This window comes from Bacillus sp. 123MFChir2 (genome assembly GCF_000383235.1).
GTDB lineage: Bacteria > Bacillota > Bacilli > Bacillales > Bacillaceae_G > Bacillus_A.
Map to the genome: position 1 here is coordinate 372,766 of NZ_KB910924.1, position 17,003 is coordinate 389,768.

At 37.2% G+C, this 17,003-nt stretch carries 20 protein-coding genes; 6 read left to right on the plus strand and 14 right to left on the minus strand.

What is annotated here, in order from left to right:
- Positions 1 to 218: 218 nt before the first annotated feature.
- On the minus strand, positions 219 to 638 hold the full coding sequence (locus H280_RS0101905; RefSeq protein WP_020059420.1) for a MarR family winged helix-turn-helix transcriptional regulator: 420 nt from the start codon (positions 636 to 638) through the stop codon (positions 219 to 221).
- Positions 639 to 796: 158 nt separating this feature from the next.
- On the opposite strand from H280_RS0101905, the gene H280_RS0101910 reads away from it, so the two are divergent.
- Together H280_RS0101910 and H280_RS0101915 are read left to right on the plus strand one after the other, a co-directional pair.
- Entirely contained in the window at positions 797 to 1,456 is a 660-nt protein-coding gene (locus H280_RS0101910; protein WP_020059421.1) for an SIMPL domain-containing protein, read from the plus strand.
- 134 nt (positions 1,457 to 1,590) lie between these two features.
- Positions 1,591 to 2,880, plus strand: a complete 1,290-nt coding sequence (locus H280_RS0101915; protein WP_020059422.1) for an NCS2 family permease — start codon at positions 1,591 to 1,593, stop codon at positions 2,878 to 2,880.
- Positions 2,881 to 2,911: 31 nt separating this feature from the next.
- Here H280_RS0101915 and corA read toward each other — a convergent pair whose 3' ends face one another.
- The 9 genes from corA to spoIIM form a co-directional block, all read right to left on the minus strand.
- Entirely contained in the window at positions 2,912 to 3,874 is a 963-nt protein-coding gene (gene corA, locus H280_RS0101920) for a magnesium/cobalt transporter CorA (RefSeq protein ID WP_020059423.1), read from the minus strand.
- Positions 3,875 to 3,951: 77 nt separating this feature from the next.
- Positions 3,952 to 5,256, minus strand: coding sequence for a pyrimidine-nucleoside phosphorylase (locus H280_RS0101925; RefSeq protein ID WP_020059424.1), 1,305 nt, complete (start codon positions 5,254 to 5,256; stop codon positions 3,952 to 3,954).
- Positions 5,257 to 5,263: 7 nt separating this feature from the next.
- Positions 5,264 to 6,085: a purine-nucleoside phosphorylase gene (locus tag H280_RS0101930; RefSeq protein ID WP_020059425.1), complete on the minus strand. Its 822-nt coding sequence runs from the start codon at positions 6,083 to 6,085 to the stop codon at positions 5,264 to 5,266.
- Between the two features lie 12 nt (positions 6,086 to 6,097).
- Entirely contained in the window at positions 6,098 to 7,282 is a 1,185-nt protein-coding gene (gene deoB / locus H280_RS0101935) for a phosphopentomutase (RefSeq protein WP_020059426.1), read from the minus strand.
- 585 nt (positions 7,283 to 7,867) lie between these two features.
- A complete protein-coding gene (locus H280_RS0101940) occupies positions 7,868 to 8,599 on the minus strand; it encodes a FixH family protein (RefSeq protein WP_020059427.1) in 732 nt (243 codons plus the stop codon).
- A 140-nt stretch (positions 8,600 to 8,739) separates the two neighbouring features.
- Positions 8,740 to 9,630 carry a site-specific tyrosine recombinase XerD gene (xerD, locus tag H280_RS0101945; protein ID WP_020059428.1) on the minus strand — a complete coding sequence of 297 codons (891 nt, stop codon included), beginning with the start codon at positions 9,628 to 9,630 and terminating at the stop codon, positions 8,740 to 8,742.
- Positions 9,631 to 9,636: 6 nt separating this feature from the next.
- The gene (locus H280_RS0101950; protein ID WP_020059429.1) at positions 9,637 to 9,867 is read right to left on the minus strand and encodes a YqzK family protein; all 231 of its coding nucleotides are present in this window, start codon (positions 9,865 to 9,867) and stop codon (positions 9,637 to 9,639) included.
- A gap of 104 nt (positions 9,868 to 9,971) precedes the next feature.
- Positions 9,972 to 10,427 (minus strand): ferric iron uptake transcriptional regulator, encoded by a 456-nt coding sequence (fur, locus tag H280_RS0101955; protein WP_020059430.1) that lies wholly within the window; start codon positions 10,425 to 10,427, stop codon positions 9,972 to 9,974.
- Between the two features lie 107 nt (positions 10,428 to 10,534).
- Positions 10,535 to 11,185, minus strand: coding sequence for a stage II sporulation protein M (gene spoIIM, locus H280_RS0101960; RefSeq protein WP_020059431.1), 651 nt, complete (start codon positions 11,183 to 11,185; stop codon positions 10,535 to 10,537).
- Between the two features lie 307 nt (positions 11,186 to 11,492).
- On the opposite strand from spoIIM, the gene H280_RS0101965 reads away from it, so the two are divergent.
- Positions 11,493 to 12,044 carry a GNAT family N-acetyltransferase gene (locus H280_RS0101965; protein WP_020059432.1) on the plus strand — a complete coding sequence of 184 codons (552 nt, stop codon included), beginning with the start codon at positions 11,493 to 11,495 and terminating at the stop codon, positions 12,042 to 12,044.
- A gap of 27 nt (positions 12,045 to 12,071) precedes the next feature.
- Here H280_RS0101965 and H280_RS0101970 read toward each other — a convergent pair whose 3' ends face one another.
- On the minus strand, positions 12,072 to 12,611 hold the full coding sequence (locus H280_RS0101970; protein ID WP_020059433.1) for an NUDIX domain-containing protein: 540 nt from the start codon (positions 12,609 to 12,611) through the stop codon (positions 12,072 to 12,074).
- A gap of 74 nt (positions 12,612 to 12,685) precedes the next feature.
- Between H280_RS0101970 and mciZ the strand changes: the two genes are divergently transcribed.
- Together mciZ and H280_RS0101980 are read left to right on the plus strand one after the other, a co-directional pair.
- Complete coding sequence (mciZ, locus tag H280_RS0101975; RefSeq protein WP_020059434.1) at positions 12,686 to 12,814, plus strand: Z-ring formation inhibitor MciZ; 129 nt, start codon at positions 12,686 to 12,688, stop codon at positions 12,812 to 12,814.
- Between the two features lie 53 nt (positions 12,815 to 12,867).
- Positions 12,868 to 13,782, plus strand: coding sequence for an aldo/keto reductase (locus H280_RS0101980; protein ID WP_020059435.1), 915 nt, complete (start codon positions 12,868 to 12,870; stop codon positions 13,780 to 13,782).
- A 27-nt stretch (positions 13,783 to 13,809) separates the two neighbouring features.
- On the opposite strand, the gene H280_RS0101985 is transcribed toward H280_RS0101980, so the two are convergent.
- The gene (locus H280_RS0101985) at positions 13,810 to 14,637 is read right to left on the minus strand and encodes an aldo/keto reductase (RefSeq protein WP_020059436.1); all 828 of its coding nucleotides are present in this window, start codon (positions 14,635 to 14,637) and stop codon (positions 13,810 to 13,812) included.
- Positions 14,638 to 14,716: 79 nt separating this feature from the next.
- On the minus strand, positions 14,717 to 15,256 hold the full coding sequence (locus tag H280_RS0101990; protein WP_020059437.1) for a DinB family protein: 540 nt from the start codon (positions 15,254 to 15,256) through the stop codon (positions 14,717 to 14,719).
- 224 nt (positions 15,257 to 15,480) lie between these two features.
- Between H280_RS0101990 and H280_RS0101995 the strand changes: the two genes are divergently transcribed.
- On the plus strand, positions 15,481 to 16,446 hold the full coding sequence (locus H280_RS0101995) for a quinone oxidoreductase family protein (protein ID WP_020059438.1): 966 nt from the start codon (positions 15,481 to 15,483) through the stop codon (positions 16,444 to 16,446).
- 39 nt (positions 16,447 to 16,485) lie between these two features.
- Here the strand turns inward: H280_RS0101995 and H280_RS0102000 are convergent, their stop codons facing one another.
- Positions 16,486 to 17,001 carry a GrpB family protein gene (locus H280_RS0102000; protein ID WP_020059439.1) on the minus strand — a complete coding sequence of 172 codons (516 nt, stop codon included), beginning with the start codon at positions 16,999 to 17,001 and terminating at the stop codon, positions 16,486 to 16,488.
- Positions 17,002 to 17,003 lie beyond the last annotated feature (2 nt).

A 17,003-nucleotide genomic window follows, 5' to 3' on the forward strand; every position in this document is an offset into this window, starting at 1 on the left:
GGCTATTTTTATGCAGTGCAGAACGCAGCGTGACTTCTACTGGTTTTCTTCTTTTGTTTTAAACTTTGCACGTGGCAGGAAAAAGAACTGACCGCCTCTATGCATGGCCAGTTGCTCTGGTCTCCTCCCCTAAAAAAGTGGTTTTTATATCATTTTTCAATTTGTATTCATATATTCACACATATAAAAATAGAAAAGCAATCTTTGCTTTTCTATTTTTATAGGACTCTATCAAAGAGCTCTAATGCCATTTCAATTTCTTGGTCGCTCCAGCCCTGAAACTTCTCTCTATAATATTCTTTTCGAACATTTTCAAGTTTTTCAGCAACTTCTCGCCCGCTATCTGTAATTTCTAAATACACAATGCGTCTGTCTGAATTCGATCGTTTTCTCATTACAAGTCCTTTACGAGCAAGACGATCTGTAACTGCTGTAATATGACTGGATGTAACATTCACTTCATTTGCAATTTGCGATGCCATTTGCGGACTTTTCCAATATAATGCACGCAGTACAGAAAACTCATTCCATGGCATATATTCAGAAAAAAGTTCATTAATATCACTTTGTAATAAGCGAAGCATTTTTCGGAAGGAAGTAGATAAGTTTAAAATTAGTGCTTCTCGTTTTTCGTTCAATGTTCTCGATCCTTTTTTATAATATTTACACATTATTATAATGCATGAATACCATAATTGTATATATTTTCTACTTAGATTTTCTGCGCTATTTCTAAATTTAAGGAAAAAATGGACTTCCTTCTTTCATATAAATAAAGAAAGGAAGGTGAACAATTATGCAAATGGGCATGCCCCCCTATTCACATGAGTTACGCAATGGCAAAGAAGCAACAATTACTGTGCAAGGTGAAGGCGTCGTGAAAGCAAAACCTGATGTTGTCGTACTTACAATCGGTGTTCGTACTGAAGATCAAAATATAAAACAAGCGCAAGCCGAGAACGCTGCTCTTTCCACTAATTTACTTGCTTCTTTAAAACAGCTTGGAATTACAGAGCAAAATATTAAGACACTTTCTTACACGATTACACCGCAATATGAATACGTGAACGAAAAGCCTGTCTTACGAGGTTATCAAGTTGAGCATTTATATGAAATTATTGTACTCAATGTCCAAAAAGCAGGGGAGGTATTTGAAGCAGCTGTAGCAAGCGGAGCAAATGTCGCCAGAGGACTTGTATTTCGCGTTTCTGCACCGAATACTTACTACAAACAAGCATTAGTACTCGCTGTGCAAAACGCGCAAGAAAAAGCAAGGACAATTGCTAGTACATATAATCTAAATATAAATCCCGTTCCTTTGTCTCTCGTTGAAGAATCTTCTCATATGCCGCGAGAATTTGTTGCTTATTCTGCTGTTCATGGCGGTGCTCCCCCTATTCAATCAGGCGAAATAGAAATTATTTCAACTGTACGTGCTGTTTTTATCTATATGTAATTATATATCTAGCAAAAAAGAAAACGTTCTCATTTAATTGTTGTAAAAAACTTTTGTTTTGATATAATAATAGACGGTGAACCTTACATAGGGATATCACGGGTGGGAGAGGGATATGAAAAAGAAGGTTTAACATGAAAGGAATTCTTGAAAAAACATTTAAATTAGACTTACATCAAACATCACCAAAACAAGAAGTACTCGCTGGTGTAACATCATTTTTCACAATTGTTTATATTATGATTGTGAATGCATCCATTTTATCAGATGCCGGCATTCCTCTTGAAGCAGGAATTTTAGCAACAGTATTCAGCTCATTTGTCGGATGTCTATTGATGGCATTTTGGGCAAATGCACCGGCGATCCTTGTACCAGGAATGGGAGTAAATGCGTTTTTTACGTACACAGCTGTGCATACACTTGGTTTAACTTGGCAAGAAGCATTAGCAGCGGTATTTGTCGCTGGTATTATTTTTATGGTTGCCGCATTTACACCAATTGCCCGCACACTTTCTACCGCAATTCCAAAGTCTTTAAAAGAAGCGATAACGGTTGGTATCGGACTCTTTTTAGCATTTATCGGCTTGCAAAAGGGCGGCCTTGTCGTTGCGAATTCGAATACTGCTGTTGCATTGGGAAAATTAAGTAGTCCTGTTGTTCTAGCAACACTGCTTACTCTTATCGTTGCTTTAGTTTTATTTATTCGTAACGTTCGAGGAAACTTTTTATGGACGATTGCAATTGGAACAGGAATCTCTTGGTTATTTGGTATTGTTGATACAAGTCAAATTGGTAATAGCTCATTTTCATTTGCTAACTATGGTGACGTTTTTGGCGCAATGTCGTTCGGAAAACTGACTTCTTTACCATTTTTAATCGCAACGTTCTCATTGAGTATGGTACTCATTTTTGAAAACATGGGACTTTTACACGGGTTATTAGAGGATCAGCGTAAATTCCCTCGTGCATATCAAGCAAATGCAATTTCAGCGATGACATGCGGTCTATTTGGCACGAGTCCAACTGTTTCTACAGTAGAAAGTGCTGCTGGTATTACAGCGGGCGGCAAGACAGGTCTGACGTCTATCGTTACTGGTGGATTATTCTTTGCCTCATTATTCGCTTTGCCGTTTGTAAAATTGATTCCAGATAGCGCAATCGCTCCAATCTTAATTATTATTGGCGGTTTAATGATTACAAACATTCAACAAATTCCTCTGAACGATTTTTCAGAAGGATTTCCAGCATTTTTAATCATTGTTATGATTCCGCTCACATATAGCATTGCTGATGGTATTGCTTTTGGATTCATTGCATATCCAATTTTAAAAGTAGCACTTGGTCAACATAAACAAGTTGCAAAACCACTTTATGTTATAACATGTCTCTTCTTAGCCATGTTTGTGTTACATGCCATTGGCTAAAGCAAAAACGCCGGGAATTCCCGGCGTTTTATTATTTAAACCAACCCTTCTTATAAAACCAGACCATCATGCCTCCACCTATAAACGCCATTATGGCTAAACAAATATAATAGCCATACTCCCACTTTAACTCTGGCATATGATCAAAGTTCATTCCATATACACCAACTATAAATGTTAACGGCATGAAAATCGTTGAAAAAACCGTTAATGTTTTCATAATATTATTCATATGATGAGAGTTAAGCGAGAAGTAGCTATCGCGAATATCAGCTGTCAACTCTCGGCTTGCTTCAATCATTTCGGCAAGCTTTAAAAGATGATCGTGAATATCTTTAAAATAAATTTCATGGTCACTTGCACCATAAAAGCGCGTTGAATTTAAAATACGATACAATAAATCACGCATCGGTATAATTGTTCGTCGTAATTTTGATAAATCAGAACGAATATCAAATACCTCTTCTAATACAGCACCAGCCGTATCTCCTGTTAAATTGTCATCAATAGCATTTAAATGATCTTCAATATAATATACCGGAGCAAAATAATCATCGACAATTTGGTCAATAATCATATGAGTCACATGAAGAGTACTTCTCTTTACGCGCTGTTTTTCTCCAAGTTTATTCCAAGCTCGTTCAATTGCCTTATTATGCGAAAAGTGAAAAGATACAACAAACTGATCGCTAACGAATATATCAATTTCATGAGGCTCGAGTCCCTCTTCACTAAAAGCATGAAGTACTAAAAAATTATATCCTTCATAAAAATCCACTTTCGGTCTCTGCACGTACTCCAAACAATCTTCAATCGCAAGGGGATGGAATTTAAAATAATCTTGTAAAATATATGTATACTCTTCTTTCGTCGGTTTACATAAATCCAGCCAAAACCATACGATATCTTCTCGCTTCGTTTCTTCTAATGACACGTCATATAATACTTCATTTTCTTTTGTTACTGCACAAATTCTTATCATAATTTCACCCATTATTATTATATGCAAAAAAAGCTAAGGAGAAAACTCCTTAGCTTCTTTATCTTACAATTTTCGAACAAATTGTCGCTTTATTTCTCGACGATACCGTGTACTAACTTCGGTGCATCTACGTGTACTGCAGACATCTTCATGTTTTCGTAAATTTTTTGTTTTACATCTTCTACATTTTCACGGTTTGCGTAAATCGTTACAAGTGATTCACCTTTCTTCACGCTATCGCCAACTTTTTTACGAAGCATAAGACCAACTGCTAAATCAATTTCAGATTCTTTCGTTGCCCGTCCTGCACCAAGAAGCATCGCTGCTGTACCAATTTCGTCTGCGACAATTTCAGATACATAGCCATCTTCTTTTGCTTCTACTTCAATCATATATTGCGCTTGCGGAAGTTTCGCTGGTTCATCCACAACAGAAGCATCGCCGCCTTGTGCTGCTAAAAATGTTTTAAACGCTTCTAGTGCCTTGCCATTGTTCATCACTTCAATTAGCTTTTCACGTGCATCTTCTAAAGAAGAAGCTTGTCCAGCTAAGTATACCATTTGACTTCCAAGTGTTAAACATAACTCTTCTAAGTCTTTTGGTCCTTTTCCTTGTAATGTATCAATCGCTTCTTTCACTTCTAAAGCGTTACCGATTGCCTCACCAAGCGGCTGACTCATATCAGAGATAACAGCCATTGTTTTACGTCCAACATTGTTACCGATACGAACCATCGCTTCTGCTAATCGCTTCGCATCCTCATCCGTTTTCATAAATGCACCCGCACCTGTCTTTACATCAAGAACGATTGCATCCGCACCAGCTGCAATTTTTTTACTCATAATAGAGCTAGCAATTAGCGGGATAGAGTTTACCGTTGCCGTCACGTCACGAAGCGCATATAACTTTTTGTCAGCAGGTGTTAAATTACCACTTTGCCCAATAACAGCAATTTTGTTTTCATTTACAAGACGAATAAATTCCTCGTTTTCAATTTCTACATGGAATCCTGGAACTGCCTCTAGTTTATCAATTGTACCACCTGTATGCCCAAGACCACGCCCAGACATTTTTGCCACTGGTACACCTAAAGCAGCTACTAATGGACCTAATACAAGTGTAGTTGTATCACCAACACCACCTGTTGAATGCTTATCTACTTTTACGCCTTCAATCGCTGATAAATTAATTGTATCACCACTATTTACCATTGCCATCGTTAAATCAGCACGTTCCTGCTCATTCATATCTTGGAAGAAAATTGCCATTGCAAGTGAACTCATTTGGTAATCTGGAATATCACCATTTGTGTACCCTTCAATGATAAAATTAATTTCTTCTGTCGTTAATGCTTTGCCATCACGTTTTTTCGCAATTAGGTCCACCATTCTCATTGTAAACTCATCCCTTCATTTGTTTTACAATTTCTTTTACAAGTGCTAAGAAGTTTGCTTTTACACGTTCTGTTGTTTCAATTACTTCCTCATGATTAAGTGGCTGATCTAAAATACCAGCTGCCATATTTGAAATACAAGAAATACCAAGTACTTTCATACCAGCATGACGCGCTACAATAACTTCTGGTACAGTTGACATTCCGACAGCATCGCCGCCAACTGTACGAATCATACGAATTTCTGCTGGTGTTTCGTATACAGGACCTGTCATCCCAGCGTATACGCCTTCTTGTACTTTAATATTTAAATCAGCTGCAACTTGTTTCGCCATTGCACGAAGATCTTTACTATACGATTCAGACATATCAGGGAAACGTACACCCATTTCAGAATCATTTGGTCCGATTAATGGATTGTAGCCCATGAAATTAATGTGATCTGAAATTAGCATTAAATCGCCTGGCTCATATGATGTATTTACACCACCAGCTGCGTTAGTAACAACAACTGTTTCTACACCTAGTTCTTTCATAACACGAACTGGGAATGTTACTTTTTGCATATCGTATCCTTCATAGTAATGGAAGCGACCTTGCATTGCTACAACTGTAACTCCTTGAAGTGTACCGAATACTAATTGACCGGCATGGCCTTCAACTGTAGATACAGGAAACTCAGGAATTTCATTATAAGGTACAGCTACTGCATTTTCGATTTCATCAGCTAATACACCTAAGCCTGAACCAAGGATTAGTCCTACTGTTGGTCTTTCTGAAAATTTACCTTTTAAATATGATGCAGATTTTGAAATTAATTCACGATTCATTTTATATTCCTCCTATTTACCTAGCTCGTTTAAGAAGCTTTTTCCGTATTTTGGCATTGTTACATTGAAGTTTTCTGCAACTGTTGCGCCGATATCAGCAAATGTTTGACGAAGTGGCAATTCTTGTCCGCCATCTTTCATACTTGGGCTATACGCTAATAATGGTACATATTCACGTGTATGATCTGTACCGTAGTGAATTGGGTCATTACCATGGTCAGCTGTGATAAGTAATAAGTCGTCTTCTTGTAACTTTTCAAACACTTCAGGAAGGCGTGCATCATATTCCTGCAATGCTTCTCCATATCCTTGAGGATCTCGACGATGACCGAACAGTGCATCAAAGTCAACTAGATTTAAAAAGCTTAAACCAGTAAAGTCCATGTTTAATGTATCTACAAGTTTATCCATGCCATCCATGTTGGATTTTGTACGAAGAGACTCTGTTACACCTTCTCCATCATAAATGTCAGAAATTTTGCCAATTGCAATCACATCATAGCTAGAATCTTTTAATTCGTTCATAACTGTGCGACCAAATGGTTTTAAAGCGTAGTCATGGCGATTCGGTGTACGTGTAAAGTTTCCTGGCTCTCCAACGAATGGACGAGCAATAACACGACCAACCATATATTTTTCATCGAGTGTTAACTCGCGTGCAATTTTACAAATGTTATATAATTCTTCAAGTGGTACAACTTCTTCATGAGCAGCAATTTGCAGTACGCTATCGGCAGATGTATACACGATTAATGCGCCTGTTTCCATATGCTCTTGACCAAGCTCATCTAGAATACCTGTTCCAGAAGCTGGTTTATTTCCAATGATTTTACGTCCTGTTCTCGCTTCTAGCTCATCCAGTAACTCTTTTGGGAATCCTTCTGGGAACACTTGGAACGGCGTATCAATGTATAAGCCCATGATCTCCCAGTGTCCTGTCATTGTATCCTTACCCGTAGATTTTTCTTGCATTTTCGTATAATATGCAAGTGGCTTCTCTACTTTTGAAATCCCTTTCATTTCACGGATATTTCCAAGACCTAAATTCATCATGTTTGGCATTTGTAATCCATTCATATGCTCTGCGATATGACCTAATGTGTCAGACCCTTTATCGCCATATTTTTCAGCATCTGGTGCTTCTCCAATACCCACGGAGTCCATTACGATAAGGAAAATACGTTTATATTTGCTCACAACTGTAACCTCCTATATATGCTACTAATGTAGTATGTTCAAATCTTTGTAAAAACTTCCTTCTTCTTCTAAGTCAGATGTCAGACATCTCCTACAGCTACTATAACATGTTTACGCTTTCTTTTTAAGGGATTTTTATCACATTTCATATTTTCTACACATTTTCATTGTAATCTATTCTGCACAGAAGTGCGAATAAAACTAATATATTAATCCATGTTGATTTTTTCAACATATAAGTTGCCGCTATGCCAAGCAAAACGTAACCTGCTTCTTTCTTCCTCTTTTTTGTTTTAACATCGCATGTAAAAAAAGTATCTGACCGCTTCTACGCATGGCCAGATACTCTCGCCCAGCGAAAATACGCTTACCTATAATTGCTGTCATGAAGATAAAACTGGACCTACACCTCGCTGCCTTTCTTTGTTTTCAAACCTTGCGCGTGGCAAGAAAAGGCACTGACCGCTACTATACATAGCCAGTCCCTCAGGTCCGCTTTCAAAAATGCTTTTCTATCGTTTTTTCATAGAGGGACTGAATAGTTACCAGTAATAAATAAAAACAGCTCTTTCAAAGAGCTGTTCCTTACTTCACTTCAACCGTTTCTTCTTTATGGTCATGAAGATCACCTTTTCGTACATGAACCTTCACTTTATATGCGCCTGCTTCTTTAAATGTATGAGTGCTTGTATATTCACCTTTGTTACCTTCTTTTGCTGGAACAAACTCGTGCTTTTCTGCACCATCTTTCCAAATTTCAAGTTGAACTTCCGCACCAGTTAATGCTTCTTCTTTTTGTTTTAAATGTACTTTCATTGTAGATTCTGTATTTACTTTTACACCGTCTGCCATAAGGTGAATCATTGTCTCACTTTTATGATTACCATGACTATCATGGGCTTTCTTTTCTTCTGTAACTTTTGCATTTCCAACAGCTACTTTTACTTCTGGCATCACATGCATATCACGTGCATTTGTATGTGCAATAATATGATAAACACCGTCACTTGGGAATGTTTTATCGATTGTATAAACACCGTTCCCTTTGTGTTTCGCATTTACCATTTCTTTTTTTGCTTCGCCATCTTTCCAAATTTCAAATTTCACATCATCAGCATCTGTTACTTTTTCTTTCCCTTGTGTAACAATTGCTTGCACTTCTACTTTTTCATTTGGCTTTATTGTTTCAGGGTTTGTTTTTACTGCTACTTTTACTTCTTCAAGTCGCTTATCATTTTTCGCTTTTTCGTCCGATTTCATATTGCAACCAGCTAAGGCTAGCATGGCGATAAATAATGTAATTAAAAGTTTCTTCATTTATAACTTCCTCCTTCGTCCTATATTAGTATAGAGGAAATATACATTCATATTCTAGCCTTCTGCTGAAAACAATGTACGAAATGTTTGTGAAGTTTTTGTGAAGTTTCTTCATCATAATAGCAAAAGGACATGAAAACTCATGCCCTTGGGTGAAACTGTTTATATACATCTTTTAATCTAGTTTTTGAAACATGTGTATAAATTTGTGTTGTTGAAATATCAGCATGACCAAGCATTTCTTGTACCGCCCTTAAATCTGCCCCATTCTCTAATAGGTGTGTTGCAAAAGAATGACGCAACGTATGCGGTGTAAGTTCTTTTTGAATGTTCGCTTCTTTTGCAAGTCTCTTCAAAATTTTCCAAAACCCTTGGCGCGATAAACGATTTCCATGATGATTTAAAAAGAGTGCTTCGGCCGTTTTCCTTCCTAATAGTTCCGGTCTTCCCTTTTCAATATAATGCTGAATCGCTTCAGCCGCTAAACTGCCAAGAGGAATAATTCTTTCTTTATTCCCCTTTCCAATGCAACGAACAAAACCCATTGTTAAATGTACATCAGCTATGTTTAATTCAATTAACTCAGAAACACGTAATCCTGTTGCATATAATAACTCTAGCATAGCCTTATCACGGATTCCAAAAGCACTCTTTGCTTTTGGCGTTTGTAATAATGCTTCTACCTCATCAATAGATAACACTTTCGGTAATTTACGTTCAGCTTGAGGCGTTTCAATATGTACAGATGGGTCATGTTCTACAACACGTTCACGTAATAAAAATTGATGAAACGATCGTACAGATGCAATGTGACGCGCCATCGTTTTCGAAGATTTATCATTCTCTTTTAGATGATGCAAAAAGTTTACAATATGCATTCGCGTTACATCATGAAAAGATGTAGTCTCCTCTACTTTTTGTAAATACTTCATATAACTTTTTAGATCGCGTTCATATGATACAACTGTATTTTTAGCCAATCCTTTTTCAACAACCATATAATGAATAAAATCTTGTAATTGATCTTCCAATCTTCTCTACTCCCCATTTTCATAGAAAAAAATCATTCTGTTTACGAAAGCATCTTTCACAGGTTCTTCTGTTCCAGATACTTTTTCTACCATTTCTTCTTTCGGTTTTTCATAACGATGATAACTTTCATATTCTTCATTTATCCATAGTATAGCGAAATAAAACATAATGGTACAACTGGTAAACAATAAAAATACTTTCATGCCATCAAAAATAGCTTTCATTGCTCGGCGCATTATAAATTCCTCCAAAATATATGTTATTACAACATATGCCAAGCTTTTCACCATTTATACCTAATAATAAATAAAAAACCTCTTCCTAATTAAATAGGAAAAGGTTAATTTTCTTCTGTTAATTTCTCTTGACATTTTTCACAAATACCGTGGAACGTTAAACGATGGTCTTTTACTTTAAAGCGCCACTCTTGTTCTACTCTTTTTTCTACCTCGCCAAGTAAATCTTCTTGAATTTCTTCTACTGCACCGCATTCCGTACAAATTAAATGATGATGAAAACGTGATGCTCCTTCTTGGCGTAAGTCATAGCGCGAAACACCGTCACCGAAATTAATCTTGTCGACAATCTTTAACTCGGATAATAACTCCAAAGTCCGATAAACGGTTGCAAGTCCGATCTCTGGCGACTTTTCTTTTACAAGGAGGTAAACATCTTCCGCGCTTAAATGGTCTTCTTCATTTTCTAGCAGCACGCGAACCGTTGCTTCACGTTGTGGTGTTAATTTATAACTCGCTGCATGTAATTGCTTCTTAATTCGATCAATTCTCTCTTCCATTCGGTACTACTCCCTCCCTCGCCACTCTTACCCCATTATATCAGAAGAAGGGCAACTGTCAAAACAAAAATAATCAAGATTATTTGATAATAATTCTCAAAGTATAATTACTTTTTATTAATAGTGTCCATGACTTGTTTCATAAAAGTTGGTGATGCATACGCTTCAATCCCCGAAGCAACCGCTAACACCACACCGATAATAAGAAAAAAACAAGTGTAGCGCATAAAAAGTGGTAGCAATGGCTCATTTACTTTCCGAATAAATTGATGACGGATCATCCGCAATGAAAAGCTAGCTGCAATCGTCGTCATAATAAGAAACGTCGGTATGATAATCACATTTTGTGGAAGCACGGCCACAAATGCTAATAATAGACCGTTCCATCCGAGTTGACTCACTAAAAACCCCACTGTAAACCCAACAACGACTCCTTTTAAAAATAATAAAATAAAAATAAGTGGTAAACCGATGATGGAAATACCTAAAATCCAAATAAAGCCAATGTATTTCAGTTGCGATAAGTAACTTTCTCGAAACATCTCACCTGCATTTGCAAATTGCCCTTTGGAAACTTGTCCAAAAAAACGACTCAAATAAAAGTACAAGTCTTGCTTCTGACTTACTTGTAAACTATTCACAAGAATGGCTCCAAAGATAACCCCCATTAATAAAAGAACTGCTACAAATACATATAGTGAAGCATGTTCTTGTACATGATATGTTACACGATCTTGCCAAGATGATTTCCTTAGCATATTCATTCCCTCCGTTCTTTCCCTTACTATATAAATTCATTTTGATTTTCGACATATAAGTCTCTGCTATGCGAAAAAAAGAACCTGTACTCGTTTTATCTCTTTGTTTCCACTTCTCATGTGGCAGAATAAGGCCCTGACCGCTTTGGCCAGATGCTCACGCCAACCTAAAAAGAATGGTTTTATGTCGGTTTTTTAATTTGTATCTATATAGAATGTATGAAAGAAAGAAAAAAGTATGACGAATTAACATTGAAATTCCACGCCACTTTGCTAAACTTAAAGAAGAGAATAGGAGGGATTTCGTTTGAATCAACTATTATTAGATTTTCCAACATTATTTCAGACTGAGCGCTTACAAGTGCGGAAACCGTTCCCTGGTGATGGAGCGGAAGTTTACGAAGCAATCCAAGCTTCTTTAGAAGACTTAAAGCCATGGATGGCGATTACACACGAAACTGAAGAAACAGCAGAAGCAGCAGTTAGAGCTGCACATGGAAAGTTTTTACTTCGTGAAACATTACCGTTCCATCTATACGAGAAAACATCGGGTACTTTCATCGGTGCACTCACTCTCCATCCAGAAAATTGGGATATCCCAAAGTTTTCTATTAGCTTTTGGCTTCATAGCTCTTATACAAACCAAGGGTTTATGACAGAAGCTTTAAAAGGAGCTGTTCAATTCGCTTTCGATAAACTTGGAGCAAAACGCCTTGAAATTTGCTGTGATGCGAATAATACAAACGCAAGATTGGTTGCAGAGCGCCTAGAGTTTATTCTAGAAGGTACGCTCGAAAATGATTTCCTTGCTCCTGATGGTAGTTTATGTGATACATGTGTATACGCAAAAATACAATAAAAATAAACACTCGCATAAAGCGAGTGTTTATTTTTTCAGTTGTAAATATTGAATGGCAAACATTGTCTTTGCATCATGGATACGTTGCTCTTTTATTAGTTGCAATGCTTCTTCTAATGATACTTCCATTAACTCAACGAACTCATCCTCATCAAGATCCGCTTTGTCCTCCTTTTTCTTCAAGCCAGTCGCTTCATATACATACACAATTTCATCTGCAAATCCTGGTGAAGTGTAGAATGACGTAATCAGCTCCATATTATCACATATGTACCCTGTTTCCTCTTCTAATTCCCGAATTGCTGTTACTTCAGGTTTTTCTCCCTGCTCCAACTTTCCAGCAGGAATTTCTACAAGCTCTTTTTCCATCGCTTTACGATACTGTTCAACTAACACAATTTTCTCGTCATCTGTAATTGCAATAACCGCTACCGCACCAGGATGCGTCACAATTTCACGTTTACTCGTCTCACCATTTGGCAATACTACTTCATCAACACGAACTTTAATTACTCTTCCATCAAAAATAGGCTCAGTCGCAACCGTTCTTTCTTCAAGATTACTCACAAGACTTCATCTCCCTGTTCTATTTCCTAATCTTTCTTCATACATTCTATCACATTGAAAGGAGCGAAACGAAAATGAAAGTGTATATTTTACCAAATCGAGTAACGTTAGTCGGAAAAGCTTGGGAAATTCGTCATATGCTAAAACAATATGAACAACGTTATAAAACTGTCCATGACTGGATTACAAATAGACAAATGTAAAGTATTTGTGAAACTCCTTACGCTTTCGTAAAATACAAGTAAGGAGGAGAATGATGAAGACACGTCAATTAGGAAATTCAGATTTATATGTAAGTGAAATTGGACTTGGATGCATGTCGCTTGGGACAAATGAAACAGAAGCCATTCAAATCATTCATGAAGCGTTAGATTTAGGCATTAACTTTTTAGATACGGCCGATTTATACAATTATGGATTAAATGAAGAGTTTGTCGGAAAAGCCTTGCAAGGAAAACGAGAGCAAATTGTCCTTGCTACAAAAGTTGGGAACCGCTGGACAGAAGAAAAAAACGGGTGGTCTTGGGATCCTTCTAAGGCATATATAAAAGAGGAAGTAAAAGAAAGCCTGCACCGATTAAAAACAGATTATATCGATTTATATCAGCTGCACGGCGGAACAATTAAAGATAATATCGACGAAGTCATTGAAACATTTGAAGAACTTAAACAAGAAGGACTCATTCGTCATTACGGTATTTCTTCCATCCGCCCTAACGTTATTCGCCAGTTTGCAGAGCGCTCTAATATTGTAAGTATTTTAATGGAATACAACATGTTCAATCGCCGCCCAGAAGAATGGTTCCCATTCTTACAAGAACACAATATTAGCGTTATTGCTCGCGGCCCACTTGCAAAAGGCTTATTGACTAACAACAATGACCAAAAATTAGCTAAGGTGAAAGAAAAAGACTATCTCTCTTACGACTTTGATGAAGTAAAACACGCTGTATCTTGTATTAAAGAAATAACAGTTGAGCGCTCTCTAACAGAAACTGCGCTTCAATATTGCCTGCATACTTCTGCAATTGCAGCTCTCATTCCAGGCGCTAGCTCAATTGACCAATTACGCGAAAACGTAAAAGCGGTCACTGCCCATTCATTGACAGACGAACAATATAAACACATTCAAGCACTTTTAAAATTGGATGCATATGAATCTCATCGCTAAAAAAAGCTACCGAAAATCGGTAGCTTTTTACATCGTATCATATTTCTCTGGATTTGTTCCTGAACGCTTATTACAATCTAATGTATCAATTTGGCGCACTTCTTCTTCTGCTAATGAAAAATCGAAAATATGAAAATTCTCTGCAATACGAGACGGAGTAACAGATTTTGGAATAGTTACGATGCCGCTTTGAATGTCCCAGCGTAAAATAACTTGTGCAGGTGTTTTTCCATATTTCTTAGCAATTTCTTGAATAACAGGATGTTCAAACACCTCTCCGCCTCGCATAAGCGGGCTCCATGCTTCCATTTGAATTTGTTTTCGCTGGCAAAAATTACGAAGTTCAAATTGTGCCAACATTGGATGAAGCTCAACTTGGTTCACCATCGGTTTAATATGACAATTTGCTAATAAGTGTTCTAAATGATGAATATGAAAGTTTGACACGCCAATCGCACGCACTTTACCTTCTTCATACAATTTTTCTAAAGCGCGATATGTATCCGCATACTTCCCACGTATCGGCCAATGAATTAAATATACATCAACATAATCCATCTGTAATTTCTTTAAACTTGTATCGAAAGCTTTCAGCGTCGTTTCATACCCTTGTTCATCGTTCCATACTTTCGTTGTAATAAACAGCTCTTCGCGCGCAATTCCAAATTCACGAATCGCTTCTCCGACACCGCTTTCATTTTCGTAAATAGCAGCCGTATCAATAGAACGATAACCGATCTCAAGTGCAGTCTGTACCGCTCGTTTTACTTCCTCTCCTTCTTTCGCTTTATATACGCCTAAACCGAGCATTGGCATTTTCACGCCGTTATGAAGTGTTGTTGTTGGAATATGCATAAAAAACTCCTCCTTCCCTTCATTTGAACAAGAAAAAAAGAAAAAGTCAAAAGAAAAGCGGTTTGTTCACATAATGTTATTATGTGAAGGAACCCGGCATAAAACCCTTCTCTTCTTTATACCATTTGCGAAGTTGATTTATGTGAGCCTGGTGGTATCTATTATGATCTGCTATATGCCAAATGCCCCAGCGGATAGTTGCAGTTACTTCATTCTCATAATCTAGTATTTTATTCAATTGGTTGTCAGTTAACTGAAAGCAAATAGACTTAAACATGTTAAATACCTTATCATAATCAAAGAGAATCCTTTCTAAGGAAACTCCATAAATCAATGGGATTTCATTGTTTTTATCTAACATAGGTCCGTACTTATCTTGAAGAATCTTTGGTACTGGTTCACCTTTAATTCTAAAAACCCAGTTAAGGTCCACATATGCCAAATGCCTTATTAATTGTGCTGTACTGTTATATTTCTGATCTGGCCCTTTATAATCTAGTTCCTCCTGTGACATACCTGCAACAATAGATTTTAAGCGCTTATAATTACCATCTACAGAAGAATAAAGCATACCTACAATTGGATCCATTTGAGATTCACCTTTTAAATCTAAAATCATTAGTCTCCACCTCACCCAAATTTAAATAAAAAATTTCACCCTACGATAATATAATTCAACTTTAGCAATATGATTGGTGCTTGTTCAATTTAAATGCCTCTTTAGTACAAGAAGAAAAAAGAAGTTCCTTTCCCATTTTTTCCAAAGCGCAATTCCTTGCTTTCTCCATCCTTTTATCTTACAGTGTAAGCGTAAAATAAAATACACAAAGTAGAGGGAAAAAGATGAAGGCTCTTATATTTAACACATTTGGAGAACCAGAAGTATTACAATATGAAGAAATCCCAAATCCTGTTATCGGACCTGATGAAATTCTTGTGAAAATGAAAGCAATTGGTTTAAATTTTGCTGATGTTTATAGAAGAAAAGGTAATTACCACCTTGCCGGTAAACCACCGTATATTTTAGGCTACGAAGGCGCTGGAATTGTCGAAATGGTAGGAAGTAATGTTACGACAATTAAGCAAGGAGACTCTATCGCATTTGCAGATGTTCCTTATGCAAATGCAGAGCTTGTAGCAGTTCCACTAGAGAAAGCAATTCCACTTCCTAATCATATTTCACATGAAACTGCTGCTTCTATTTTACTACAAGGTTTAACAGCTCACTATTTAACCCGAGATAGCTATGCGGTAAAAGAAGGAGATATCGTACTCGTACACGCTGCTGCCGGTGGTGTTGGCCAGCTTCTTGTACAAATTATAAAATTACTAGGCGGTAAAGTGATTGCACTTACTTCTTCTATTCAAAAAGCAAAAGCTGCCGAAGCTGTTGGCGCAGACTGGGCCTTTTTGTATGAAGATGATTGGAAACAGAAAGTTATGCATGTGACGAACGGAAAAGGTGTCGATGTCGTATATGAATCTGTTGGTTCTACGTTAATGGATAGCTTTGAGGCAACACGTATCGGAGGAACAGTTGTGTTTTACGGAATGGCAGGAGGCGATCCAGCACCTGTAGACCCGCGCATGCTTATGGATACATCTAAGACACTAACCGGCGGAGATTTATGGAATGTACTCACGTCTCATGATGAACGCGTTATTCGTTCTAATGAACTGTTCACATGGATTCAACAAGGAAAAATCAAGTTATCTAAGCCAACTACATTTTCATTAAACGAAGGCGCAAAAGCACACCATTATTTAGAAAGTAGAAAAAGCACAGGAAAAATTTTATTACTTCCATAAAACAATGATAAAAATAACGTGCCGTATCTATATGGCACGTTATTTTTTCTTCATCCATTCTATCGCTCTTTGTTCCCTCTCACGAACAAATGCATCTTTTCCTTCAATATAACTCTCGATATCATATGTAAATTGTTTCGCAAGCTCTTGCTTTAGCGTTGCATAGGCCTCTGCTTCTTCACAATGCTCCATCATGTAATCGCGAAAAGAGAGGTGTCGTATAATCTCTTGATTCCCTGTTTCATATACATGTAAATGATAGCTTCGCTTTTCTTCTGTACCGTGTATGTAGAAACGACGTCCTGAAATACCATTTTCACCTTTTGGTGTATAACCCATTTTTTGGAATACATCATTCCAACTATCCACTTTGGCAATATTCGTAACTTCCATAATCATATCAATAATCGGTTTTGACGCTAATCCAGGCACTGATGTACTGCCAATATGATGAACTTTCACATGTTCTGGCATTGCTTCCTTTAAACGTTTCGCCTCTTTCTGAAACCTTTCTGCCCAGTGATTTTCATAGGGTAATACTTCCACTTTCCTCATGC

What these genes read in the sequence shown, in the direction of transcription:
- H280_RS0101990 (WP_020059437.1), bottom strand. Translation starts at nt 15,256, where the DNA reads ATGATTTTAGATTTAAAAGGTGAATCTCAAATGGATCCAATTGTAGGT.
- H280_RS0101985 (WP_020059436.1), bottom strand. Translation starts at nt 14,637, where the DNA reads ATGCATATTCCAACAACAACACTTCATAACGGCGTGAAAATGCCAATG.
- H280_RS0101950 (WP_020059429.1), bottom strand. Translation starts at nt 9,867, where the DNA reads ATGCGCCGAGCAATGAAAGCTATTTTTGATGGCATGAAAGTATTTTTA.
- H280_RS0101930 (WP_020059425.1), bottom strand. Translation starts at nt 6,085, where the DNA reads ATGAATCGTGAATTAATTTCAAAATCTGCATCATATTTAAAAGGTAAA.
- H280_RS0101980 (WP_020059435.1), top strand. Translation starts at nt 12,868, where the DNA reads ATGAAGACACGTCAATTAGGAAATTCAGATTTATATGTAAGTGAAATT.
- fur (WP_020059430.1), bottom strand. Translation starts at nt 10,427, where the DNA reads ATGGAAGAGAGAATTGATCGAATTAAGAAGCAATTACATGCAGCGAGT.
- H280_RS0102000 (WP_020059439.1), bottom strand. Translation starts at nt 17,001, where the DNA reads ATGAGGAAAGTGGAAGTATTACCCTATGAAAATCACTGGGCAGAAAGG.
- H280_RS0101940 (WP_020059427.1), bottom strand. Translation starts at nt 8,599, where the DNA reads ATGAAGAAACTTTTAATTACATTATTTATCGCCATGCTAGCCTTAGCT.
- spoIIM (WP_020059431.1), bottom strand. Translation starts at nt 11,185, where the DNA reads ATGCTAAGGAAATCATCTTGGCAAGATCGTGTAACATATCATGTACAA.
- H280_RS0101925 (WP_020059424.1), bottom strand. Translation starts at nt 5,256, where the DNA reads ATGAGAATGGTGGACCTAATTGCGAAAAAACGTGATGGCAAAGCATTA.
- corA (WP_020059423.1), bottom strand. Translation starts at nt 3,874, where the DNA reads ATGGGTGAAATTATGATAAGAATTTGTGCAGTAACAAAAGAAAATGAA.
- H280_RS0101995 (WP_020059438.1), top strand. Translation starts at nt 15,481, where the DNA reads ATGAAGGCTCTTATATTTAACACATTTGGAGAACCAGAAGTATTACAA.
- mciZ (WP_020059434.1), top strand. Translation starts at nt 12,686, where the DNA reads ATGAAAGTGTATATTTTACCAAATCGAGTAACGTTAGTCGGAAAAGCT.
- H280_RS0101915 (WP_020059422.1), top strand. Translation starts at nt 1,591, where the DNA reads ATGAAAGGAATTCTTGAAAAAACATTTAAATTAGACTTACATCAAACA.
- H280_RS0101910 (WP_020059421.1), top strand. Translation starts at nt 797, where the DNA reads ATGCAAATGGGCATGCCCCCCTATTCACATGAGTTACGCAATGGCAAA.